The sequence below is a fragment of the Sorangium sp. So ce448 genome (genome assembly GCF_051520915.1).
GTDB lineage: Bacteria > Myxococcota_A > Polyangia > Polyangiales > Polyangiaceae > Sorangium > Sorangium cellulosum_B.
The window spans coordinates 147,522-169,909 of sequence record NZ_CP150343.1; the positions used below are offsets into that span (position 1 = coordinate 147,522).

At 70.0% G+C, this 22,388-nt stretch carries 18 protein-coding genes; 10 read left to right on the plus strand and 8 right to left on the minus strand.

What is annotated here, in order from left to right:
• The first annotated feature begins 324 nt into the window (after positions 1-324).
• Positions 325-1,245 (plus strand): transposase, encoded by a 921-nt coding sequence (locus tag WMF45_RS00610; protein WP_437719678.1) that lies wholly within the window; start codon positions 325-327, stop codon positions 1,243-1,245.
• 457 nt (positions 1,246-1,702) lie between these two features.
• Here WMF45_RS00610 and WMF45_RS00615 read toward each other — a convergent pair whose 3' ends face one another.
• The 3 genes from WMF45_RS00615 to WMF45_RS00625 all read right to left on the minus strand — a co-directional run bounded on the left by WMF45_RS00615 (position 1,703) and on the right by WMF45_RS00625 (position 4,401).
• Entirely contained in the window at positions 1,703-2,824 is a 1,122-nt protein-coding gene (locus WMF45_RS00615) for a DUF4185 domain-containing protein (RefSeq protein WP_437715033.1), read from the minus strand.
• Positions 2,825-3,024: 200 nt separating this feature from the next.
• Positions 3,025-3,363, minus strand: a complete 339-nt coding sequence (locus WMF45_RS00620; RefSeq protein ID WP_437715034.1) for a four-helix bundle copper-binding protein — start codon at positions 3,361-3,363, stop codon at positions 3,025-3,027.
• Positions 3,364-3,744: 381 nt separating this feature from the next.
• Positions 3,745-4,401, minus strand: a complete 657-nt coding sequence (locus WMF45_RS00625) for a ferritin-like domain-containing protein (RefSeq protein ID WP_437715035.1) — start codon at positions 4,399-4,401, stop codon at positions 3,745-3,747.
• Between the two features lie 79 nt (positions 4,402-4,480).
• On the opposite strand from WMF45_RS00625, the gene WMF45_RS00630 reads away from it, so the two are divergent.
• From WMF45_RS00630 to WMF45_RS00640, 3 genes are all read left to right on the plus strand, one after another.
• On the plus strand, positions 4,481-5,464 hold the full coding sequence (locus WMF45_RS00630; RefSeq protein WP_437715036.1) for a hypothetical protein: 984 nt from the start codon (positions 4,481-4,483) through the stop codon (positions 5,462-5,464).
• A gap of 82 nt (positions 5,465-5,546) precedes the next feature.
• Complete coding sequence (locus tag WMF45_RS00635) at positions 5,547-6,365, plus strand: MOSC domain-containing protein (protein WP_437715037.1); 819 nt, start codon at positions 5,547-5,549, stop codon at positions 6,363-6,365.
• A gap of 121 nt (positions 6,366-6,486) precedes the next feature.
• A complete protein-coding gene (locus WMF45_RS00640) occupies positions 6,487-6,963 on the plus strand; it encodes a DUF2059 domain-containing protein (protein WP_437715038.1) in 477 nt (158 codons plus the stop codon).
• 32 nt (positions 6,964-6,995) lie between these two features.
• Here WMF45_RS00640 and WMF45_RS00645 read toward each other — a convergent pair whose 3' ends face one another.
• The 4 genes from WMF45_RS00645 to WMF45_RS00660 form a co-directional block, all read right to left on the minus strand.
• On the minus strand, positions 6,996-7,856 hold the full coding sequence (locus WMF45_RS00645) for an alpha/beta fold hydrolase (protein ID WP_437715039.1): 861 nt from the start codon (positions 7,854-7,856) through the stop codon (positions 6,996-6,998).
• A gap of 124 nt (positions 7,857-7,980) precedes the next feature.
• Positions 7,981-8,793 (minus strand): dienelactone hydrolase family protein, encoded by an 813-nt coding sequence (locus tag WMF45_RS00650; RefSeq protein WP_437715040.1) that lies wholly within the window; start codon positions 8,791-8,793, stop codon positions 7,981-7,983.
• Between the two features lie 322 nt (positions 8,794-9,115).
• Positions 9,116-9,967 carry a dienelactone hydrolase family protein gene (locus tag WMF45_RS00655; protein WP_437715041.1) on the minus strand — a complete coding sequence of 284 codons (852 nt, stop codon included), beginning with the start codon at positions 9,965-9,967 and terminating at the stop codon, positions 9,116-9,118.
• The gene (locus WMF45_RS00660) at positions 9,964-10,947 is read right to left on the minus strand and encodes a TauD/TfdA dioxygenase family protein (protein WP_437715042.1); all 984 of its coding nucleotides are present in this window, start codon (positions 10,945-10,947) and stop codon (positions 9,964-9,966) included. The genes WMF45_RS00655 and WMF45_RS00660 overlap by 4 nt, the downstream gene beginning before the upstream one ends.
• A gap of 313 nt (positions 10,948-11,260) precedes the next feature.
• Here WMF45_RS00660 and WMF45_RS00665 point away from each other — a divergent pair, with 313 nt between their 5' ends.
• The 6 genes from WMF45_RS00665 (at position 11,261) to WMF45_RS00690 (ending at position 21,735) form a co-directional block, all read left to right on the plus strand.
• Positions 11,261-11,839, plus strand: a complete 579-nt coding sequence (locus WMF45_RS00665; protein ID WP_437715043.1) for a Uma2 family endonuclease — start codon at positions 11,261-11,263, stop codon at positions 11,837-11,839.
• Between the two features lie 279 nt (positions 11,840-12,118).
• On the plus strand, positions 12,119-16,270 hold the full coding sequence (locus tag WMF45_RS00670; protein WP_437715044.1) for an RHS repeat-associated core domain-containing protein: 4,152 nt from the start codon (positions 12,119-12,121) through the stop codon (positions 16,268-16,270).
• Positions 16,267-17,472: a hypothetical protein gene (locus WMF45_RS00675; protein ID WP_437715045.1), complete on the plus strand. Its 1,206-nt coding sequence runs from the start codon at positions 16,267-16,269 to the stop codon at positions 17,470-17,472. Before WMF45_RS00670 ends, WMF45_RS00675 begins: the two co-directional genes overlap by 4 nt.
• A gap of 415 nt (positions 17,473-17,887) precedes the next feature.
• Entirely contained in the window at positions 17,888-19,183 is a 1,296-nt protein-coding gene (locus WMF45_RS00680) for a hypothetical protein (protein WP_437715046.1), read from the plus strand.
• A 162-nt stretch (positions 19,184-19,345) separates the two neighbouring features.
• Positions 19,346-21,040, plus strand: a complete 1,695-nt coding sequence (locus WMF45_RS00685) for an amidase (RefSeq protein ID WP_437715047.1) — start codon at positions 19,346-19,348, stop codon at positions 21,038-21,040.
• Positions 21,040-21,735, plus strand: coding sequence for an acetoacetate decarboxylase family protein (locus tag WMF45_RS00690; RefSeq protein ID WP_437715048.1), 696 nt, complete (start codon positions 21,040-21,042; stop codon positions 21,733-21,735). Before WMF45_RS00685 ends, WMF45_RS00690 begins: the two co-directional genes overlap by 1 nt.
• A gap of 64 nt (positions 21,736-21,799) precedes the next feature.
• Here WMF45_RS00690 and WMF45_RS00695 read toward each other — a convergent pair whose 3' ends face one another.
• On the minus strand, positions 21,800-22,213 hold the full coding sequence (locus tag WMF45_RS00695) for a PilZ domain-containing protein (RefSeq protein WP_437715049.1): 414 nt from the start codon (positions 22,211-22,213) through the stop codon (positions 21,800-21,802).
• Positions 22,214-22,388: the final 175 nt, after the last annotated feature.

The following is a 22,388-nucleotide window of genomic DNA, read 5'->3' on the forward strand; positions in this document are numbered from 1 at the left end:
CACCCAGGTTGAGGGGGGCACGGCCGCACCCAGGTTGAGGTGATCGGGCAGAAGACGACCACACCCCGGTTGCGACCGACGACGGTCGAGGCCAGGCGACCACACCCAGGTTGCGCGCACCCACCCAGAGCGCGCCTCGGTTTGTGTGAGCCGCAGGTTACGCTATCCAGCCAATGGCGCCAAGGCTAGCAGCCGTCGCTGCGACAGCGGTCCAGGTGGCGGACCACGTGGCGGCCGCCACCCGTCGCACCTGTCGCGTCGGCGTAAGTTGTTGAAATGATTGATCACGATCCCTGGTACGGCATTTGTTCGTATGCCCCGGCCATGAGCCAGCCTCGTGAAATCGCTCCAGGCGCCACCTACCTCATCACCCGTCGCGTCCTGCGCCGGCATCTCCTTCTCCGCCCGGATGCTGCCCTCACCCAGTTCCTGGTCTACTCTCTCGCCGTTTCGACCCGTCGATTTGGCATCGAAGTCCACGCTCTTTGCGCGATGTCAACGCATCTGCACCTCGTCGTGACCGATGTGCAAGGCGTTCTGCCGCGCTTCTTGCAGTTTTTTCACCGCATCGTTGCGCTTGGAACGAAGGTCCTCCGCACGTGGGAAGGACCGGTGTGGGATCACGAACCCACGAGCGTGGTGCGGCTGCTGACGCGCGCGGCTATAGTGGAGAAGATCGCCTACGTCCTCGCGAACCCCGTAGCCGCTGGCCTCGTCCGCCACGCGCACGAGTGGCCGGGGGCCAAGTCGGATGTGAGCGAGCTCGGCGGTGGCGTGCTCCGTGCAGCGCGTCCCTCCGTGTATCTTGATCCAGAGAATCGGCAGTGGCCGGAGGAAGCAACGCTTTCGCTCGCGCTACCACCCGCCATCGAGCACGACAACGCGGAAGGCTTTCGCCGTGAAGTCGCGGTCGAGCTTGAGCGACAGGAAGCGCAAGCCCATGCGGAGTTGCAGCGGCAAGGGTTCCGATTATTAGGCAACAAAGGCGCCAGTACGGTCTCCCCTTACAGCCGCGCGACGAGCTTCGAGGCGCTGCGCGATCGCAATCCGACGTTTGCCGTCGGCCGTGACCAGGGCGATGCATGGCGAATCGCTGGTGCCGCTGTGCGAGCGTTTCGTGCGTCATACCGTGCGGCGCTCGAACGATGGCGTGCCGGGGTACGAAGCGCCGTCTTTCCGGCGGGGACGTGGTGGATGCATATCTATCACGGCGCCAGCGTGGCGGACGTCGTGCTCATGACGTAGGCACCTCGGCTGTGCGGCACAGCGCCACAGCAGGGCGGGCTAAGGCGCCGTCGTGGGGAAGGTCCGTCCGGGGAAGGTGAAGCGAGCGGCAGCGTTCACGTGGCGCTGGGGATGGATTGCCGCGCCGGGCTCGCGCGAAGCTGGGTTAAGGTTGTGGTCGGCTGGGCCTGAGCGAATGGCACCTTGGGTGCCGGTGACGTAGACCTGCCCAACCGACGAAGCAATCCGGCTGGGGCCATTCGGGTTAGGTTCATGGCGGATGGTCGACCGAGCCAGGTCGTCTCGAACCCGGTTCGACCGTCTTCAGCTGGCCCTCTTTACCTAATCGGGTGGTCTCGGCAGCCCGGCAGCAGACCTCAACCTGGGTCGGGTCGTCAGGCCTCAACCTGGGTCGGGTCGTCTGGGTCGCAGGCCTCCGCAGGCCTCAACCTGGGTCGGGTCGTCTGGGTCGGGTCGTCTACTGGAGCTCCAGCTCGACGAGTCGGAGCTCTCCCTCCAGGAACCCCGTCTCCCGGAAGTACGTCACGTACTCTACCCGCCCTCCTTCCCGCGCAAGCTCCGCGTGCACGAGGCCGGCATATGGCCACGCCTCCGGGGTAGGCGGGCCCTCGGCGGTGAAAACCACCGCGCTGTCCGACCATGGCCCCTCCGGCGCCGGCGCCGTCCGGAGCGAGATCTCCGACGATACCGGCTCGCTGTACAGCGCGATGTACCTGCCGACGTGCTCGTTCCAATGCACCGACATCATCGGTGCCCCCGCCATGACCGGCTCCGCCTCCTCATGGCCCTCCACCCAGCGCCCGTCCGAGAAGAACCGCCACGCGTCGCGCTCCGTTGCCTCCGCGAGCGCGGCGCGCGCGACGAGGCACGGGCACGTGAGACCCGAGCACGCACAGGCGTAGGCGTAGAGCATGCCCTCGCGGACGAGCGCCGCCGACGTGAGCGAGGGCTCATCCGCGCCGAAGAGGAGCGTCGGATCCGCAGCGCCCGGGCGTACCTCCGGGCGTGCGAGCGGCGCATCGACGCTCTCCCAGACCGCGATCGACGAGCCCTGCATCTCGAAGTCGAACACCCCGAGCCGCCCCGTCACCTTGCTGTAGAAGACGAGCGCACGGCCGGTCGCCTCGTCGACGACGATGGGGCCCGGCCACAGCGCATAGCGCGCTCCGCAGTCCTCCTCGCACGCCTCCTCCGCCCGAGGGTCGGAGTGCGCGAGGTTGAATGCGAGCTCCTCCTCGGTGAACGGCAGGAACTCCCGCGGCGCGCCGGCCGCGTCGAGCGGCTCGGTGAGCGACGAGAGCCCATCCGACGCATCCAGATCGTCGGTCGCGCAGAAGGTGCTCGACCTCCACAGCGCTCCGTCTTCCCCCGGCATCTCCAGGGTCGTGTCGCCGAACACCCACACCGAAAGGTCGCCCCACCGCGCGCTGTAGCCGCCGTCCCGCCCTCGAATCGCCGGGGCAAACTTCAGCGCATCCAGGTCGCGCACCGCGCGCACCGCAGCCTCGGGCGCGTCCCCGCCACACCCGGCGCACAGGAGAGCGAAGCCGGCGGCTCCCATGGTCCTTCGATAAAGCATGCGCGCGAGGGTACCATGGGGAGCCAGAACGCCGCCGCTGTCGGCGTCGCTCCGCCGCCGGACCACGCGCGACCGCGGCGCCGACGGGCCGCCGCGCGCGCGGGCTCTGGCGGGGAGGATGGCGGCGCTCCGCACAAGGCGAGGGGAGCTACTCCGCTGCTCGGCTCACCGTCCGGAGGACCACCATGCCTCCGCCGCTCTCAGATCTGCCGGCAGGCCGCGGCGCAGCGGCGGCACTCGTCAGCGCACGTCTTCATCTGCGTATCACCAGTGAGCTTATCGCAGCTCGCCGCGCACTGTTCGCAGAGGCTCGCGCACACGCTCATCATCTGGGTGATCTGCGGCGAGCTGCGCAGGAGGAGCTTCGACGTCGCCTCGCAGATGTCGGCGCAGTCCTGGAGCGTCCGCATGTGCGCGGCGCTCACGTGAGAGCCTCCCATCTCGAGGCAATACTGAGCCGCGTGCGTGCAGATCGAACCACAATCCTGGGTGAACCGGGCCACCTCCCGGAACGATCTGTCCCCCGGAAACTTGATCATGAGAACCCCCTTGAGCCAACTGGCCGCCTCTCGCCGCGAGCAGGCCTCGCGACAAGGCGGCAACTTTGGTATCTGGAGGGTGCATGGATTCGATGGCTTTCGCATGTCGGGCCATCCCGCATATAGGCCTCGGAACAGCGACCGACGCCGAGACCGCCGTGTCCTGAACGCGCCTCGCGAACAGCCGGGACGCCGCGAGACATGGGCGAACGCCCCGCCCGAACGGCTGTTCCCGCCCCGGTCGCTCTCGCTGCGCGACAGCGCGGCACCACGACACGCTAGCTCGCGATCGACGCCCGGACGTCGACGGTCAGATCGGCGGGCCGCATCGGAGCGGCTGGATCGAGCATCGTGGCGGTCCGTCAGGACCGTGCCTGAGCACTAGCACCCAGGCGCGCGGCAGATACCCATCTTCAGGCGGGCGATCTCCTGGAGCTCCTCGGCGATCTCGAGCGTGCGCATCGCGGCGGCGCGCGCGAGCGCCTGGGCCTCCTCGGTGACCGCGAGGCGCGTGAGGAGCCGCCGGCCCATCTCGTGGTGATGGCCCTCGTCCGGCTGGATGACCTCGCGGTAAAGGCGCGCGGTCTCGGCGTCGCCTTGCGACTCGCAGTAATCGATGAACGCCTGGTTGTGCACCTTCGCGAGCGCCTCCCGCGTGAACTGGCCCGCTGCGACGCGCTCGACCGTCGAGCCGAGCCCCTTCAGGTACCCGAACATCGGCGTGGGCGGCCCGAACTTCGCCGGGATGGCGGCGGGGTCGACGCCGAGCGCGCGCAGCCGCTCGGCGATGAGCCGGTAGTGCCTCGCCTCATCGCCGCACTGGCGGGCGAGGGCGAGCTTCACCTCCACGTCGGTCTCGGTGGTGAGCCAGAGCGCGGCCTCCTCGGTCGCCTCGAGCTCCTTCTTGAGCGCGGTCGCGAGCAGCGCCGGGATGCCGACGCCGCTCGCCGGCTCCGCCGCGCGGGCCACTGCGCCGATGTGGGCGAGGCGCTCACCGACCTTGCGGTCGAGCTCGTCGAGGAATTCCTCTGGCTTCATGCGGGGCATGATGGGCGCGCCCCGTGCGGCGGGTCAATAGGCCGCGCTTCCGGCGACCAGGGGGGTGTACCCTCCTCGAATGGCCTGGAGCTTCCTGCCGTCGTGGGTCGATCTCGAGTCGGTCTCGATCTCGTTCGACCTCCCCGCTCGCACCGTCCTGAGGCGCACCGGAATCGCCGCGCTCGCCACCTCGAGCGCGACGGCGCTCCGCCTGACGCTCGCGCCGGCGCTCCTGCGGATCACCTTCGAGCCGTACCTCGTCATCAACCTGCCGCCGCCGCTCGGCGACATGGGGCTCCAGCAGGTCGAGTACGACTTCCGTTCAGGCGCGATGACGCCCAACGTCTTCTACACGGGAGGGCTCGTCCGGGTCGGAAAGGGATCGGCGGAGGACGAGGCGCGCGCCTTCATGCGCGGACTGGTCACGTCGACGCCGATGGCCATGCCCCCGTACGACCCTACCAGCGATCCCGATCTCGTCGTGACGGTGCGTCAGGTGCTCTCGAACCTCGAGGCCGGCGGCAGCACCGCCGTGCGGGGCGCCCGCTTGTCTGCGCGGCTGACGCTGCACCAGGAGCTCGCGGGCGGGGTGGGCCCGGACGGGTTCCGCATTCCGGCCGGCGCGACCATCGCGGCCAGCGTCGATATCGAGGGCACGCGGCAGGAGATCGAGACCGCGCCGCGCGTGCAGCGCATCGAGGTCGACTGCTCCTCGGCGGTGCTCCACAAGAGGGGAGTCGACCAGGCCGACGTCCGTCGCTTCGTCGTGAAGCGCGGCGGCGAGATCGCCGTCGAGCGGGTCGAGCCGCTCGGCGCGGCACGAAACGCAGCGGGCGCCGAGTCGCTCGTGCGCCTGTTCAGCGCCCTGGTCGCGGGCGGCGGCGTCGCCCTCGACCCGCAGCGCCTCGGGCCGAGCGTCGTGGAAGGGCTCGTCAAGGAAGAGATCGCGCGCGCCCTGCGCCCCGCGCTCGTCGAATGGGTGCAGCAGAACGCGGACGTCGTCGTGGGGATGGACCTGCGGCAGGTGCTCGGGATACCGGCGTCCGGAGGCGACGTGGCATGACGACGGGGAGCGCGGGCGCTCGGAACGTGCGGGCCGCGCTTCTGCGGGCGCCGAGCGCCCGAGGGGTGTTATAAGCTCCGGAATGCGACTCTCCGCGATCCACATCTATCCCGTCAAAGGTTGCCGGGGCCTCGCGGTCGACGAGGCCGCCGTCGACGCGCTCGGCCTCGCGGGCGATCGGCGGTTCATGATCGTCGACCCCGAGGGAAAGCCCCTCACGCAGCGCCCGCTGCCGCGCATGGCGCTCATCGAGACGCAGCTCTCCGAGAGCGCGCTCACGCTCGGCTTCGCCGGCCGGCCGCCGATCTCCGTGCCGCGCAGGGCCGAGGGCGCGCGCCTGCTCACGGTCGAGGTCTGGAGCAGCAGCGGCCTCCTGGCCGAGGATTGCGGTGACGAAGCCGCCGCGTGGCTCAGCGGCGTCCTGGATCACCCGGCGCGGCTCGTCCGCATCGGCGAGGCGTTCCGGCGGCCCGTCCTCAAGGCCTCGGTGGCAGGCCCGGAAGACGTCGTGTCGTTCGCCGACGAGTTCCCGCTGCTCGTGATCTCCGAGGCCTCCCTCGCCGATCTGAACGCTCACCTCGAGGGCCGGGGCGCCGCGCCGTTGCCGATGGATCGCTTCCGGCCCAACCTCGTCGTGAGCGGCTGCGCTGCCTTCGACGAGGACCGGTGGGGCCGCGTCCGCATCGGAGACCTCGTGCTCCGCGCCGGCGGCCCGTGCGGCCGCTGCGTCGTCACAACGACCGACCAGCGCACCGCAGAGCGCGGCCCGGAGCCGCTCCGCACGCTGGCCACGTACCGGCGCGATGCGCAGAGGCCCGGCGAGGTGAACTTCGGACAGAACTACATCCAGGAGACGAAATCCGGCACGTTGCGCGTGGGGGACGAGGTGACGGTCGTGTGACCGAGCGCCCGAACGGCTCCTGCGTGGCGGCTCCTCAGGTGTCGCGGCGGCTCCGGGGAGGGGATGCGGCGGGCCTGCCTGCGCGGCGTGGATCGCGGCGCGGTCGTGATACAAAGGGCCCATGAAAAAGCACGCGCTTCGTTCATGGATCGTCTCGCTCGCCGTTGTGACCCTGCTCTCCTTCGTGTCGCTCGGCAGCGCGTACGCCGGAGAGGCGGAGAAGAAGCTCGCCCTGGAGCTCACGCACCTCGTGATGCCCAAGGACGTCTACAATGCGCTCCTCGATCAGCTGATGAGCAACATGGGAGCTTCGATGCAGCAAGCGGGCGCGAAGATCTCGCCCAGGGACGCCAGCAAGCTGAAGGCGGTGGTCGCCGAGGTGCTGCCGTACGACGAGCTCGTCCAGTGGAACGTCGAGATCTATGCGTGGAAGTTCACCGCCGATGAGCTGAAGGAGCTCATCAAGTTCTACGGCACCCCGGTCGGAAAGAAGGCCGCGAAGCTCCTCCCGGAGATCAGCGGCGAGGTGGGGAAGAAGGTCGGGACGGTCATCGTCCAGCGGATGCCCGCGGCGATGAAGAAGGCCGGTATCCAGTAGAGGGCGCGGCGCTCGGCGGTGCGCTCTGCGCGCTATTGCCTCTGAGCCAGGAAGCCGGCGACGGCGTCGAGCAGCGCCCGCGGCTCGTCAGCGCGCACCCAGTGGCTGCTGCGCTCGAAGATACGTAGATCCGCGCCCGGGATGAGCCGCGCTATCTCCTCCGAGAGATCGGGTGGGCAGATCCAGTCGTGTCGGCCGGCGAGGACGAGCGTGGGCACCGCGATCTCGGGGAGGCGCGGCGTGAAATCGAATCTCCGCATGAACCCCTCCAGGCCGACGTTCCACGCGTCGACGTTGTAGATGGTGCGCGCGCGGGCCTCGGCCGCCTTCTGTGGATCGAAGGTGGTCGAGTAGAGCGGCCCCAGGATCTGGAGGAGGTCGGCGAACCGCTCGTCGCTCTCGATCTCGCCGGCCCAGAGGCGTTCGCACGCCGCTCTCTGCTGCTCCGTGCCGCGCTCCGCGACGATCTGCTTCGCCCGGTCGATGAGGCGATGGCTGGCCGCCGTGGCTACCAGGATGAGATGAGAGATGTTCCGCTGGTATTCGAGCGCATAGGCCATGGCCACCATGCCGCCATAGGAGGTGCCCATCACCACGATACGATCGAGGCCGAGGTGCAGGCGTAGCGCCTCCATGTCCTCGACGTTGCTCTCGAGGGTATACGTTTCCTTTGGCCCGCGCGCGGAGCGGCCCTGTCCGCGATGATCGAAGTAGACGAGCTGCGCCTGGTCGGCGAGCGGCGTCATCCCGCCCTTGTGCGAGGAGTGATCTGCGCCAGGTCCGCCATGTACGACGAACATCACCGGCTTTTCGCGCATCCGCGGGCCGTCGGGGACGAGGCCCATGCCCTCGACGTCGAAGTAGAGCTCGGTGTCTCGGATCCTGGCGCGCACCGCGTCAGGGTATCCGATCGCGGGGCGCGGTGGCGCGGGCGGGGTGCGTAAGGAGTAGCAGTGGAGGCGCAGCTTGTTGCCGGGGCAGCAGGGGTCGCCGGGGCGCTGTCGCGGCCGGTCGCCGTCAGGCGACGCCGTGTCGGGCCAGCCAGTCGAGCTGGCGCTGCCAGGCGTCGGCGGCGGCTTCCGGCCGGTAGCTCGGCCGGTAGTCGGCGTAAAAGGCGTGCGGGACGTCAGGGTAGACCCGGATCTCGGAGTGCGCGGCGCCGGGCGCGCTGGCGGTCTCGGAGGCGGCACGGAGCGCTTCCTGGAGCGCGGTCACCGTCGGGAGGGGGATGCCCTGGTCCTGTCCGGCATAGAGGCCCAGCACGGGCGCCTGCAGCGCGCTCGCCACGTCGATCGGGTGCTTGGGCTGGGCATCGGTCCGATCGCCGGTCAGGCGTCCGTACCAGGCCACCGCCGCCTTCAGCGCCGGGTTGTGCGCGGCGTACAGCCACGTGATGCGCCCGCCCCAGCAGAAGCCGACCGCGGCCGTTTTGCGGACGTCGGCCTTTCCGGAGGCTTCGGCGAAGGCCACGCTCGCATCGAGGTCCGAGAGCACCTGACGGTCGGGCACGCGGCTCGCCAGAGCCCGGAACTCGTCGACGGTGCCGAGGTGGCTCGGATCGCCTTGCCGAACGAACAGATCCGGGGCGAGGGCGTAGTAGCCGCGGTGCGCGAAGCGACGGACCACGTCGCGGATGTGCTCGTGGACGCCGAAGATTTCCTGGATCACCAGCACCAGAGGGAAGGGGCCACCGGAGGCGGGGTGGGCGCGGTAGCCGGGGAGGTCACCGGCGGGCGCGGGAAGGGTGATCGCGCCGGCGATGAGTCCGGCGTCGTCGGTATGGACGGGCTTCGGAGCGTTGCTCTCGGCGATGGGCGTGGAGGCGGTCATGGCGGGCGCCCAGCAGCCTCCGTGCCATGACGGGACCGACCCGACCCAGGTTGAGGCTCGAGATTCCGACCCGACCCAGGTTGAGGCGCCAGACCCGACCCAGGTTGAGGCGCCAGACCCGACCCAGGTTGAGGCGGAGGTTCCGACCCGACCCAGGTTGAGGCGGAGGTTCCGACCCGACCCAGGTTGAGGTTCCAGACCCGACCCAGGTTGAGGTGCCTGAGGTGCCTCCAGAGCCGACCCAGGTTGAGGTGCCTGCCAGAGCCGACCCAGGTTGAGGTGCCTGAGGTGCCTGCCAGAGGTGCCAGCGACGGAGCCGCAGCTACCCTGCAGCGCGCACACCCTCGCCGGCGACGGCCTGCGGCCGCCATTGCCCGACGTTGCCGGTGCGCTCGGCGAAGAACTCCCGCGTGCGCCGCCACGAGAGCTGCGCCGCGTCGGCGTGGTACACCGGCCGCGTCTCGTTGAAGAACCCGTGGCGCGTCCCAGGGTACACGAACGAGATCAGCTCGCGCCCCGCAGCCCTGAACGCCTCCCCCACCGCTGGCGCCCTCGGGGTGATCGCCGGATCCTCCTCCGCATAATGCACCTGCAGCGGAAGCCGCACGTTCTTCACCTGCTCCAGAGCCGGCGCCTGCCCATAGAACACCGCGCCCGCCGCGAGCGCCACGCCTGCGACCGCGAGCTGCCCCACGAGCCCTCCGCCCAGCGAGAACCCGACGGCGGCGACGCCCCCCGGCCGCACGTCCGACCGGCCGACGAGGTGCGCCGCCGCCGCCCTCGCGTCGGGCAGGTACGTCGACGTGTCGCGGCTACCGAACCAGGTGAACACCTTCTTCAGCCGCTCCTGTTCGTTCGCCGGCAACCGCGCGACCACCTCGTCACGGTCGGCCGCGCGCAGCAGGCTCACCCCCCGGGCCACCTCCGCCTCGGTGAAGGTCCGGTGCGTCGCGTCGTGCGAATACAGGTTCGGCGCAAACGCGAGGTACCCTTCCTGCGCGAAGCGCCTTGCCAGCTCGATCGTATGGACCGTGAGCCCCAGCCCCTCGTGGAGGATCAGCACCGCCGGCACCGGCGAGCGCCCGCCCGACGCCGGGCGGACCTGCACCGCCTCCACCGGCCCGTGGGGCCCCTCGAACGACGTCCTCTCGACGCCTGCGCTCGCGGCGCTCATGCCTGCACCTCCGCCTCGGGCGCCTTGTCCTTGCGGGCGGGCTTTAGCTTGCTCGGGGGCCGCTTGCCGAATGGCTCCCCGGCCACGATCTCGGAGCGGACTCCGTCGACCCCCACCGGGATGTCTCCGGTCAGCGTCACCCGGTAGAGGACGCGCTCGACGTCGAGGTGCCCGAGGTCCTGCGGCACCAGGTGCGCCGTGGCCCGGTTGTCCCAGAACGCAATGCTGCCCGGCTCCCACCGGAACCGCACCGTGTATGCCGGGCGGCTGATCTGCTCGAAGAGCAGGTCGAGGATCGCGCTGCTCTCGCGCGGCGACAGCCCGACGATGTGGCTGGTGAAGCCCGGGCTGACGAACAGCGCCCGCTCGCCGGTCTCGGGGTGGACGCGCACCACGGGGTGGATCGAGATCAGCGGGTTCTCGCGCACCGTGCGCAGGTACGGGCTGTCCTGGTCCTGCGGCGCGAACCGCAGCCCGAAGCGGTGCTCCGCGCGCAGGCCATCGATGAGCGCGCGCAGCGGCGCGGACAGCCCCTCGTAGGCTGCCACGAGGTTCGTCCAGGTCGTGTCGCCGCCGTAGTGCGGCAGGATGTGCGCCCGCAGGATCGACGCCGCCGGCGGGTTCACGGCCGCGGTGACGTCGGTATGCCAGCGGTTCTCGTAGCTGAAGCGCCTGCCGTAGCGGCGATCGTAGCGGCGGCTGTCGATGGCGAGGATCTCCGGGTGCTCGTCGAACGGCTCGTCCTCGTGCGGATGGGCGTAGGTCACCTCGCCGAAGCGCGCGGCGAAGGCGATCTGCTCGGCGTGGCCGAGCGGCTGGTTCCGGAAAAAGACGACCTTCCACTTCAGCAGCGCCGCGCGGATGGCCGCCACGGCCTCATCGGGCAGCGGCTTCGAGATGTCGGCGCCGTGGATCTCGGCGCCGATGTGCCCTGCGAGCGGCTTCACCTGGATGGCTTGATCGGATGCTCTCTGGCTCATGGGTCTCCTCCGCGTGGTCCCCCCGCCACGTCCTTCGTGACGGTCGGTATGCGGGCGCCGTGCCAGGGAGCGAGCGGCAGCGTGCGCGTGGGGACACACGAGGCCGGGCGCGCGTGCGGAAGTTCGTTTGGCGGGGATCGAGGTCGCCGGGGGGGGGCAGCGCGCGATCGTGTGTCGATGCGCACCGGCGCATGAGTCCATGGACAGAGACCCCTGAAACGAAGCCGCGATGATGCTGCACCTGCGGAGAAGGCCGCGCCCGGATGCTCGCTATCCGAGGCGGACGCTGCTTGCTGTGCCATACTGCGTGGCCATGGTGGCCCCGGCACATCGCATCCGCTACACGTACGCCGAGTACCTGGCCCTCGAGGCGTCCAGCAACGTCAAGCACGAGTACCTGGACGGCCAGATCGACGCGATGGCGGGAGGTACGCCCGAGCATGCCGCGCTCGCTGCGGCGGTCATCGGCCTCCTCTTCCCCGAGCTTCGCAGAGGTCGATGCCGTGCTTACGACGCCGCTCTTCGCGTGCGTGTACCGTCGACAGGCCTCGCCACCTACCCCGACGTCACGGTCGTGTGTGGGCCGCTCGAGCGCGACACCCAGGACGACCAAGCCGTGACGAACCCCACGCTCATTGTCGAGGTGCTCAGCCGCAGCACCGAGGAGTACGACCGTGGCGACAAGTTCGAGCACTTCAAGCGCCTCGCCTCCTTGCGCCAGTACGTCCTGGTGTCGCACCGGGAGCGCAGCGTGGAGGTGTGGACTCGCGACGTCGGCGGCGACTTCACGTCTGCCGTCGCGCGGGACGGCGACGTCGCGCACCTCGCGTCGATCGGCGCTCGGCTCGACGTCCGCGAGCTCTACGAGGTTGCGGCCCAGCCGGAGGCCTGAGGACGGCGCTATCGACAGGACGTTGTGACAAGCTGGCGGTCGAGCGCTCGGGCGGCGCACGCCCCGTGAGCCATGATTGCCCTCCGCCTCTGGAATGCGAGCGTCGGCCCTCTATCGAGGCAACCTCGGCCCGCGCTCACCCGTCGAGCTCATCGCGGATTCAGGCGTCGAGTGCAGGGACGCCACGCTCTGTCAACCTATCATGGGCTACAGCATCCCAGCACATTTCTGCGTGGCAGCGGGTATTGACTCCGTGGCTCGTTGGGCGACCATCGCATCATGCCGCGCACGGCTCCGGCTCCGAACATCCCCGCGATCCCTGGCATGAACCCGGGTGTCTTCATCCTCGGCGGCGGCGGCACCGGCGGTGGCAGCGGCGGGCGGGGCGGCAACGGCGCCGGCGGCGATCAGGGCGCGGGCGGCAAGAACGGCGGCAACGGCGCCCAGGGCGGCGGCCGCAACGCTGGCAGCTGCGGTCAGGGCAGCGGCGGCGGCTGCCCCAACCCGACGCATGGGGGCGGTGGAGGAACGCACGCGGGGCACCCCATCGATCCCGTCACGGGCCGCGTCTACACGCTCGCCGTCACCGACATGGCGCTGCCGGGAGCGTTCCCGCTCGTGATCGAGCGCGCCTATAACTCTGCGCAGCGCGACCTCGACTACGGCCTTGGCTACGGCTGGAATCATTCGCTCGGCTGGCGCGTCATCGAGCTCCGCCGCCGCAGGGTGCGCGTGGTCACCGCGACGGCGCTCGCGTGCGAGGGCCGCTGCCCCTACGAGGGAGAGACCGTGAAGCTCCCCGTCGGCTTGCTGACGCGCACCCGCGACGGCTATCTCCTCAAGGCGGACGACGGGATCACGCGGGTCTTCGAGGACGTCTTTGCCATCGACAACGAGTTCCGCCTCAGCGCGCTCCTCGATCACAACGGCAACCAGGCACGGCTCTTCTACGAGAACGGCACCGGTCCGCTCCAGCTCGTGAACGACAGCGTGGGCCGCCTGCTCCGCGTGCGTCGTCACCGCGACGGCCGCATCGCCGCGTTCGAGGTGAAGAACGCGTCATCGAGAGGCGCCTGGACGTCCTTCCGCACGTACGAGTACGATGAACGCGGAGATCTCGTGGTCGCGCGCGATGCCCTGGGGCACGCGATGACCTTCGCGTACGACGCAGACCATCGGCTCGTGCTGGAGCGCTGGCCCACGGGCCTCGAGGTGCAGTACCGCTATGATGACCGCGGTCGCTGCGTGGAGACGTGGTGCAACGATCCCAAGGAAGGCGCGCTCCTGGCCGAGGGCGTGCCCGAGGTGCTGGCGGACGGAAGTCGCGCGAAGGGGTTTCTGCACGCGAAGGTCGAGTACTGCGGGGACGAGAACAACGTCATCACGTCGCGCGCCCTGCGGAGGATCGGGGTCAACGCTTTCGGAAAGGCGGACCGGATCGTCTGGGCGGGGCAGGTGCACGAAAATGTGTTCGACGATGCAGGCGAGCTGGTGGGGTATCGCGACGGCCTCAGGCGCATATGGCGGATGGGTGAGGCCGACGGCGCGTACCGTGTTGTCGATCCGCTCGCTCATGTGACGGACTACCGCTACGACGATCGCGGCAATGTCGTGACCACGCGCGGTCCTGAGGGCCTGGAGACGCAGCACGCGCGCGATCCGAACGGCAACCTGATCTACCTCTCCGACGCGATCGGGCTCGTGGCGAGCTTCCGTTACGACGAGCGCGGCTGCCTTGTCCACGCCGAGACCGCTGACGGCGGCAAGACGGCGATGACGTACGACGCGCTCTGCAACCGCGTCGGGATCGTCGAGCCGGACGGCGGCGCGCGGGCGCTCCGCTACGATTTCCTCGGGCGACTCGTGGAGATGCGGGATGAGAAGGGCGGGGTCCACCGCTGGATCTACGACGCGATGGGGCGTGTGGTCGAGCACCGCTCGCCGCTGGGCGCTCGCACGGTCACGAACTACGACGAGGCCGGCCGCTTCGCCGGCGAGCGTGACGCGGATGGCCGCTGGTTCCGGCTGATCTACGCGGGCCTCCGCGAGGTGATCGCGGTCGAGCGGAGCGACGGCACGCGCGTCTCGTACGCCTACGACCGAGAGCTCGACATGGTACGCATCGTCAACGAGGAGGGCGACGTGCACACCATCGAACGGGACCTCGAGGGGCGGATCCTCTCCGAGCGCACCTTCGACGGTCGCTGGCTGCGGTACAGGAACGACCAGGCCGGGCGGCTGTCGAGGATCACCTTCGACGACGGCGAATTCGTCGAGCTCGCCTACGACGACCTCGATCGGCTGATCGCACGCACCTTCTCGGACGACACATCCCACAAGCTGGAGTACGACGAGCGCGGGCGCCTCCTGAGCTTCGAGACGGAGGCCGTCTGCACGCTCTATACGTACGACGAGCGAGGGCGTTGCATCCGCGAGGACACGGAGCGGAAGGACGATCCCTCGTCCGCGACATCGCTCCGCCACGTCTACGACGCCGGCCTGCATCGCACGAAGGTGGAAGCGCTCGGCGCTTTTTCGATCTCCGCCCCGCGCGACACAGCAGGGCGATGCGCCGCGCTCGTCTTCTCGGATCTCTCGGGTACCCGGGGTGCGGACCAGCCGATCGCGAGGTTCGCGTACGACCCGACGGACGGCGAGACGGGGCGCTTCTTCGCCGGCGGCGGCCGTATCGAGCTCACGAGGGACGCGCACGGCAACGTCCTCCGCTCGGCGGTCTTCGGCGGCGGCACCGCCGTCATCCGACCGGGCGAACCCATGTGGGTCGGCGGCCTGGCCGGCCCGGAGACCCTGCGGTTCGACTACCGATGGTCGCCTGCCGACGAGCTCCAGGTGCTCGCCGATCGCGATCGTGGGGCGCAGTCCTTCCTGTACGACGCGCGCGGCCGGATCGCGCAGAAGCAGCATGAGGGGCGGGCCAGGACCGAGGACTACGTGCTCTCGCCACGAGGCGACGTGCAATGGATCGACGGCCGTGCGCAGTCCCACCTCAGCGGCGGCCGCCTCGTGACCACGAACGGCGCGGCCCTCACGTACGACGCGCGCGGCCGGCTCGTGAAGAAGGTGGAGGGCACCGTGGTGACCACCTACGCATGGAGCGCGCTCGGCTTGCTCTCGGGCATGACGCTGCCCGACGGCACGCGCCTCGAGTTCGTCTACGATGGGTTCGCTCGGCGGATCGAGAAGCGGTTGCTGCGGCGGGACACGGCGATGGTGCGGCATCGCTACCGCTGGGATGGCGAGGACCTCCTGGAGGAGACGGTGGAGCGCCAGGCGAGCGCCACAGGCGCACCTGCGGCGTTCACGCTGGTGGAGCGCCGGCGCTACGCGTACTCGCCGGGCTCGCCGGCGCCGGTCGCGCAGGCGATCGACACCGAGGCGGGCCCGGGTGCCTGGAAGTACTTCGTGCACCGGGACGGGGCGCCTGTGCCGCTCGGGCTCGTCAATGCTGACGGGAATGTCGACCAGGTCTTCGAGACCGATGCGTACGGTCGGGTTATCGCGGGCGACGCTGCTGCCACGCTGGTCCGGTTCCCGGGGCACTGGTACGAGCCGGAGACGGGGCTCCACTACAACCGGTGGCGGTACTTCGATCCGGCGAGCGCGACGTACCTGAGCCCGGAGCCGCTGGGGCTCGAAGGGGGGCTCGAAGCGTACGGGTATGTGAGCGGGAGGCCGCTCGCGCTGGTCGACGCTGACGGGCTGATGCGCTCGACGGTGACATCTCGTCGAGGCGCCGGTCCCACGCAAACTGGGTATTCGGCGCGAGACCCGAGAACACCGCTGACGGAGCCTGGCAGTGATGAACCGTATCAACGGCAGCTTCACCCCGCTGTCGCGGCCGCGCTTCCAGTGCGCAATGCCATGCCGAGAGCAGCCGGTGGCTGCTCCGAGCCGGATGCCGTGAGCCGCTACCTTCAGGACTATGAGAGACGGAATGGAGTCTCGTGTGATCCTGGTACTCCGCAGGGGCAGCGGCATCTGCGGCGTGCTCTTCGTCGGATGGGCAGCATCGGGAGCAACGACAGCGACCCTAACCAGACGGCTTGTGCGCCATGCCCTAACTGTTCGCAGATGCTTGCGCGTCTCCACGCTATGGCGGGCGTGGGGCAGTCTCCTCCTGTCGTCCCAGCGTCCCCGCCGCCTCCGCGAAACGCACCTCCAGGCACCCCACTGCCGCCGCCGACGGCTGCACGCGCGGCGCTCGCCAACACGCAGCTTCGTAACGACATCAACTCGGGGAACCTGGCCGATGCGAATCGCGCAAACACCTCGAGATACGCGGAGGTGTTGGATCAGCAAGTGGCCGCTGGACAGATGTCGCGGGCCGAGCGGGACCGACGCGTGCGGCGGGTCAGCGGCATGACCCCGGGCACGTATGATTATGTGAATGGCCAATGGCAACAGCTATGACCTTACCGCAGAAGATTCAGACGCTTGATTTTCCTGCGCTCCCTGGCGTCCCACCCAGGGACCGCGAGCGGCTCCGTTCGCGCTTCGCGGGCTGGGAGGACAGCTACCTCGCCTGCACGGGCGCCCCCACCGTCGCTCGTGATGAGATCCTCGACGCCGTTCACGCGCGCGGTGGTGATGTGCCGTCTGCTCCGGAGAAGTGTGGCTCATTCAGATGGTATGAGGGCTCCGTGCTGGTCACCGAGAGCCGGGACACGTGGTGCCTTTACGCGCGAAGCGCCGAGCGGCTCATCCCCTGGATCCAAGCTTTCGGCGAGCGGAGGCCACGCAAACCGATCTGGTTCCCTGCCTACTCGGCCGTGCTCGCCGAGGGCGAACCGGTGGAAGAAGGCGAGGGGCTATCGTTCGACGACCGGGAGTGGGGTGTTGAGGGATCCTTTGAGTTGCGCAATGGCAGCGCGGACGTCCGCTACCGCCTCCCTGGCGGAGGGGTATCGCTGGGGCTCGGGAAACGAGCGATCGCACGCTTGCATGCTCCGTGGCAATCGTCGTTTAACGACGTGACTACGGCCCCGCGGTTCGTGGTCGTCAACGACGACGGCATCCCATCTTTCTTCGCGTGGTTCCACGCACAGGGAGCATCCTCCCGCCTTGGCGATGCCGTCTCGGAAGCGCTCGGCCTCGCGCACGGCGTCCGGCGGTTCGATCGAACTGCCATGTGCGGTCCTGTGCTCTGTCACGCCGAGTTCTTCGCAGGCGAGGCTTCCGCGCAGGCGTTCGAATCGCCGCTCCTCGTCTCCGGCGACGCCTGGCTTCCGCCCGGTGAGCCATCGCGATTGCTGGTCGGCTACTGGGACATCGGGACGTCGGACGCGTTCGTCTATCTCGGTGAGGACCGCCGCATCCACCGGTACGCGTTCGAGGAGGGCCTGTGGTCCATCTCGGCATCGAGCTACGCCGCCTACGTCGAGCGAATCCTCCGCTTCGACGCGAGGGTGGCGGCCACGTGCGAGTCGGATCTCCCCATGAACGAGCTCTGCGAGCGCCTGGGGCTCGTGGTCGACCCGATTGGAACGGACGACTGCGCCTCCTTGGCAATCTCTGCCGATCTCGTAGCGTTCCAGCGCTCCGGTGAGCGAGCGCTGTTGAAGTGCTTCACCCCACGAGCCGAGGCACGGGTGTGCGAGACCCTCGCGGGGTAGGTTTTCCGTGGTGGCGGTCTCCACAGCCTTTCGCGGCACAGCAGCGCATGCTCGCGGTCGGCGGGCGTGCGTACGCCTGGCCCGATCACGAGCGCCGAGCGAGCCGCCTGCCGCTCGGCTGCCATCACTCGTCGGGATCCTGGAGGCGCCTTCGAACAGACTCAGTCTCCGCGAAGACATCTCTGATGCTGCTGCGCAGGTACTCGTGGACGGGGATGCCGTCTGGTTCGTCGAGGTGTGCGGCATTCAGTGAATGTCCCGCGGCGTCTCCAGCGTGTCGGAGGTGCTGGCCATTGCAGAGCGCTTCAGGTAGAGGTGGCTCGGATGCGGAGATTGAGCACCGCCGCAATCGTGTGGCCGGAATGACGCCGGATGTCTTCGGAAGCGCCGGGGAGAGCAACGATTGGGGGCGGACGTGAAACCTCGATTCAGCCATCCCCTTCTCGGAACCATCGAGAAAGGTACGTTCAGCCCCCAGCTCCGATCCATCTGCGGTGCCAAGCAGCTCACGGCCTCCCTCGCGCAGCTGAACGAGGTGGCGGAAAGGCTCGATCCGTGGCGTGCTCCGAACTTCGAGCTGCGCGCGCGTGTCGATCTCGGGAACTTCTATCCCGAGACGGGACGGGTCACCGCGCTCGACAAGACGAACGTTCTCGTCAAGGGCGTTGCTCGCCGGGTCGGCCAGGCGGGTCGTCCGTCTCGTCTGCACGGCTTCGTATGGTATGTTTGCGACGGGGTTCTCGCATTGCGCGACGACGTGTTCTTGCGCGTGCTGGGCCCCACAGCAACGAGCCTGCGGCCCTGGGTCGAAGAGTGCGCGGCCCTGCTGTTGCAGTGCGTCTTTCCGGTGGTGCGAGCGGCCGGCGAGTCGCCTATCGCGCCGGACTCTGGCTGGATCGAGTTTCGCGACGATCTCGTCGATGCGACCGGGCGAGCAGCCCTGGACAACGAAGCCTGGCATCTGGATCTCCAGCTTGCGGCGCCAGATGAGCGATTTCGGCAGAGCGTGGTCGGGTTTCTTTGCGCAACCGTCGATCCGGAATCGAAGACGCTGCCGCTGTCGCCTCGCGCGAGGGAGGCGGCATCGCGCTGGCTGTGCCGGCTGCACGATCCCGGCGACCCCGCGCGGCTTGCGTCGTGGGTGCTGGAGAACGGTGGCAGCGAGGCGCTCGCCAGGACGGTCGCTGACGCCGAGGCCTCGTTCGGCGGTCTGCGCAGCGTCGATCGGATCCAGCGCTTCGGCGGGATCCAGATGCTCGATCGAGCCCTCGGCGAAGGGAGCGTCGCCGAATGGCCGCTCCAGCAGACGCCGGATGGCCCCGCGATCCTGGTGAGCCCGCGAGACATCGACAACCCTGACACCCTCGCCTGCGTGACGGAGGACGGCAGGATGTGGGCCTATGGGTTCGGCTGGGACGAGTGGGAGCGAACGAGCGACTCGGTGCGCGCTTTCGTCTCCCGCATTGCGTTGTGGGGACACCCCAAGGAAGTGCCGGTTCATGTCTCGCGGTCGTCGCACGGTCGTGAGCTCGCGCGGGCGCTCGGCCTGGACGAGGTGGAAGAAGCGACCGACTCCACAGGCACGTTTTACGCGGGCGACGCGGCGCTGGTGTTCGAGCGGAGGCTGTCCGAGGGGCGCGCAGTGACATGGCTGCGCGAGCTGCTCCCCGAGGCGGTGCTTGCCTGGGACGACCTCACCTCGTCTGCCTGAGCACCGGGTCGCGGCGGCCGACGTCCCAGGCCCTCCCACGCGCGGATCGACGAGGAACGACGACCGAGCCCGCCACCGACGACACGCAGCCACGGCGTGATCCCGCGGAGCACCCTGACCATGAGCGCCGCGCCGCCCGGCCCGTCGAGTAAGCTGCGCCGCATGAAGGTCCCCCGACTCACCGGCCGCGCGCTCACCGCGGCGCGCCTCGCCGCGGAGGCGCCCGGATCCTCCGCCGCGCTCCGGGAGGTGATGAAGCGCAGTTTGGGCATCGATCGCCTCGCCTCGCTTCCGGACGCCTTCCGCGACGACGTCCCCGCGGAGGCGCGCCCCCTCCAGGCCGCGCCGCCGCGGCGCTGGGAGGACGCCGGGCTCGGCGCGCCCCCCGTCCGCGACTGGCCCAGGCCCTCGGTGGCCTACGCGGCGGCCTACCGCAAGGGCGCCACCACCCCGCTCCGCGTCGCCGAGCGCGCGCTCTCGGCGCTCGAGGCGCTCGCCGCCGAGCGCCCGTGCATGAACATCGCCGTCGCCACCTCGCGCGAGGCCACGCTCAGGGACGCCGAGGCGTCGACCGCGCGCCACGCCGCGGGGCGGCCGCGCGGCCTGCTCGACGGCGTGCCCCTGCTCGTGAAGGACGAGTTCGACGTCGAGGGCCTCCCGACCACGCTCGGCTCGCCCTGCGGCCCGCAGCCGCCCGCGGCGCGCGATGCCGCCGTGGTCGCCCGGCTCCGGCAGGCGGGCGCCGTGTTCCTCTGCAAGACCGTGCTCACCGAGTGGGGCATGTCGCCGATCGGCAACAGCGTCCACCAGCGCATGCCCCACAACCCGCACCACAGGGAGCGCGCCGCGGGCGGCTCCTCCACCGGCTCCGCCGTCGGCGTGGCGCTCGGGCTCGCGCCGCTCGCGGCCAGCGGCGACGGCGGCGGATCCATCCGGGCGCCCGCCGCGCTGAACGGCGTCTTCGGCATCAAGCCGACCTTCGGCCGCGTCAGCCGCGCCGGCGACGGCTTCAAGGGCTCGGTCGCCCACGCCGGCCCGATCGCCAGCAGCACGGCCGATCTCGCGCGCTTCCTCGACGCCGTCGCCAGCGAGCCCGACCCCGACGACGACCTCACCGCATGGGCGCCCCCGCCGCCCGCCGGAGGCTTCGGCGCGCGCCTCGGCGCCGGCGTGCGCGGCCTGCGCATCGGCGTCGACGAGGCGGAGTGGCGCGACGCCTCCACCCCGGTCGCGAGCGTGTGCTGGGGGGCGCTGCGCGCGCTCGAGCGCGAGGGCGCGACCCTCGTAAACGTGAAGATCCCCCTCGCCAGGCACGCGGCCTCCATCGGCTACCTCGTCATCGGCCCCGAGTCGCTCGCGGCGTTCCAGCGCGCCTGGAGGGAGCAGCGCGACCTCATCAGCGAGGACCTGCGCGTCACCTTCAGCCTCCTCTCGGGCGTCACCGCGCTCGAGCAGATCGACGCCGCGCGGCTCCGTGCGGGCATGCGGCGCGAGGTGGCGCGCGCCCTCGCCGGCGTCGACGTCCTCGCGCTCCCGACGACGGCGATCACGGCGCCCCCCTACGCGCAGGCCGAGGAAGGCCGCGCCTTCCTGGATCCCATGGCCCTCGACGGCATGTGCCGCTTCGCCTTCCTCGGCAACCTCACCGGCCTCCCCGCCGGCACGGCGCCCGTCGGCGTCGACGCCGAGCGCCTGCCCATCGGCCTGCAGATCCTCGGCGACGCGTGGGACGAAGCGGCCGTCCTCGCCGTCCTCGCCCACCTCGAGCGATCGGAGCTCGCGAGCGCGCGCCGCCCCCCGGGGGCGATCGATCTGCTCGAGGTGCCCGATACCATCGAGTCCAGGGAGAGGTCGTGATGAGCCGGAGCGCCGGAGGTCATCCTCCTGACGTGAAGCCAGCTCCAGCGCCGTGGACGCTGGCCGGCGATGCGACCATCGTGATGCTCGAGCTCCCGGAGCGGCTGCGCCAGGAGCAGAGCTTCATCCCGGAGGCGCTCCGCCCCCGCTTCGAGGGGCGCTACAGCCTGCTGATGGCGCTCGACTACACGTCGTCGAACGTGGGGCCTTACCGCGAGCTCCTGTTCATCCCCGGGCGCTTCCGCACGCGCCGCGGCCTCTGCTGGTCCATCAGCAAGATCTACGTCAGCTCGTGGGACAGCGTGGTGAACGGGCAGCACAACTGGGCTATCCCCAAGGAGCACGCCGATTTCGAGATCGCGCGCGAGGCGGACGGGAGCGAGCGCTTCCGGGCGTCGCAGGGCGGCGACGTCTTCGCCGATCTGCGCTTCGCGGCCGCGGGCCCGAGCCTGCCCGCCTCGAGCGCGCTCGTGCCCGCGCGCCTCCGCCGGCTTGTGCACCACCGCGACGGGCACGACTATTTCTGCGTGCCGACCGCGCGCGGGAGCGCCCGCCACGCGCGCCTGCTCGAGGCGCGCGTCGATCCGGCGCGCATGCCGCGCGTCGACGAGGGTCGTGTCGTGTTCGCCGTCCGGCTCTCCAGCTTCAAGGCCGAGTTCCCGGTCGCCGACGTCGAGCCCCCTCGCTCGCTCTGATCCCTCACCGCGGGGAGCTGCCCCGCAGCGGCGTCAGGGCGGCTCGGTCGCTCGAGCGCGCAGATCAGCCGAGCGCGATCATCGCGGCCGTCGCCGCGTAGTCGACGCGCTGCGCGCGGTAGGGGTACGTCGGCGGGAAATGCTCGAGCGCCGCGCGGAGGCGCCGGCTCGACGTCCTGTCGAGCGGGTCGAAGCGCAGGCCCACGGCGCGCCCCGGGTCGCCCAGGCGCCGGCCGTGGAGCGTGCGCGCGATCGTCGCCGTCGCGTCGATCCAGACGTTCGTGTCCGGGATCCGGAACGAGACGATCACCGGCTCACCCGTGAGCGGGCGGGCGCTCGTCAGCACGAGCATGCCGTCGATCGACAGGTCGATCGCCCGGGTCCCGAGCAGCCGGAAGCCCCGCTCGCGCACGGCCTGGCACTCCACGATCGCAGCGCGGCGCGTGGCGCGGCGCTCGCTGGCGAGCAGCATCTCCATGGTCGTTCTCCTTGGCGCGGTACGCTACGGAGGACGGCTACAGGTGGACAAGAAACTTACATGCTGGCGCCCGCGCCGCGGGGTGGCGAGGGCGAACGCAGGTAGCAGGTAGAGGAGCGGGTGGGGGATCTCGGCGCCCCTGAGAGGGCGCCCGCGGTGAGAGGCGCCCGCGGCC

Coding starts and splice junctions, on each gene's coding strand:
- WMF45_RS00610 (WP_437719678.1), top strand. CDS start 325: ATGAGCCAGCCTCGTGAAATCGCTCCAGGCGCCACCTACCTCATCACC.
- WMF45_RS00615 (WP_437715033.1), bottom strand. CDS start 2,824: ATGCTTTATCGAAGGACCATGGGAGCCGCCGGCTTCGCTCTCCTGTGC.
- WMF45_RS00620 (WP_437715034.1), bottom strand. CDS start 3,363: ATGATCAAGTTTCCGGGGGACAGATCGTTCCGGGAGGTGGCCCGGTTC.
- WMF45_RS00625 (WP_437715035.1), bottom strand. CDS start 4,401: ATGAAGCCAGAGGAATTCCTCGACGAGCTCGACCGCAAGGTCGGTGAG.
- WMF45_RS00630 (WP_437715036.1), top strand. CDS start 4,481: ATGGCCTGGAGCTTCCTGCCGTCGTGGGTCGATCTCGAGTCGGTCTCG.
- WMF45_RS00635 (WP_437715037.1), top strand. CDS start 5,547: ATGCGACTCTCCGCGATCCACATCTATCCCGTCAAAGGTTGCCGGGGC.
- WMF45_RS00640 (WP_437715038.1), top strand. CDS start 6,487: ATGAAAAAGCACGCGCTTCGTTCATGGATCGTCTCGCTCGCCGTTGTG.
- WMF45_RS00650 (WP_437715040.1), bottom strand. CDS start 8,793: ATGACCGCCTCCACGCCCATCGCCGAGAGCAACGCTCCGAAGCCCGTC.
- WMF45_RS00655 (WP_437715041.1), bottom strand. CDS start 9,967: ATGAGCGCCGCGAGCGCAGGCGTCGAGAGGACGTCGTTCGAGGGGCCC.
- WMF45_RS00660 (WP_437715042.1), bottom strand. CDS start 10,947: ATGAGCCAGAGAGCATCCGATCAAGCCATCCAGGTGAAGCCGCTCGCA.
- WMF45_RS00665 (WP_437715043.1), top strand. CDS start 11,261: ATGGTGGCCCCGGCACATCGCATCCGCTACACGTACGCCGAGTACCTG.
- WMF45_RS00670 (WP_437715044.1), top strand. CDS start 12,119: ATGCCGCGCACGGCTCCGGCTCCGAACATCCCCGCGATCCCTGGCATG.
- WMF45_RS00675 (WP_437715045.1), top strand. CDS start 16,267: ATGACCTTACCGCAGAAGATTCAGACGCTTGATTTTCCTGCGCTCCCT.
- WMF45_RS00685 (WP_437715047.1), top strand. CDS start 19,346: ATGAAGGTCCCCCGACTCACCGGCCGCGCGCTCACCGCGGCGCGCCTC.
- WMF45_RS00690 (WP_437715048.1), top strand. CDS start 21,040: ATGAGCCGGAGCGCCGGAGGTCATCCTCCTGACGTGAAGCCAGCTCCA.
- WMF45_RS00695 (WP_437715049.1), bottom strand. CDS start 22,213: ATGGAGATGCTGCTCGCCAGCGAGCGCCGCGCCACGCGCCGCGCTGCG.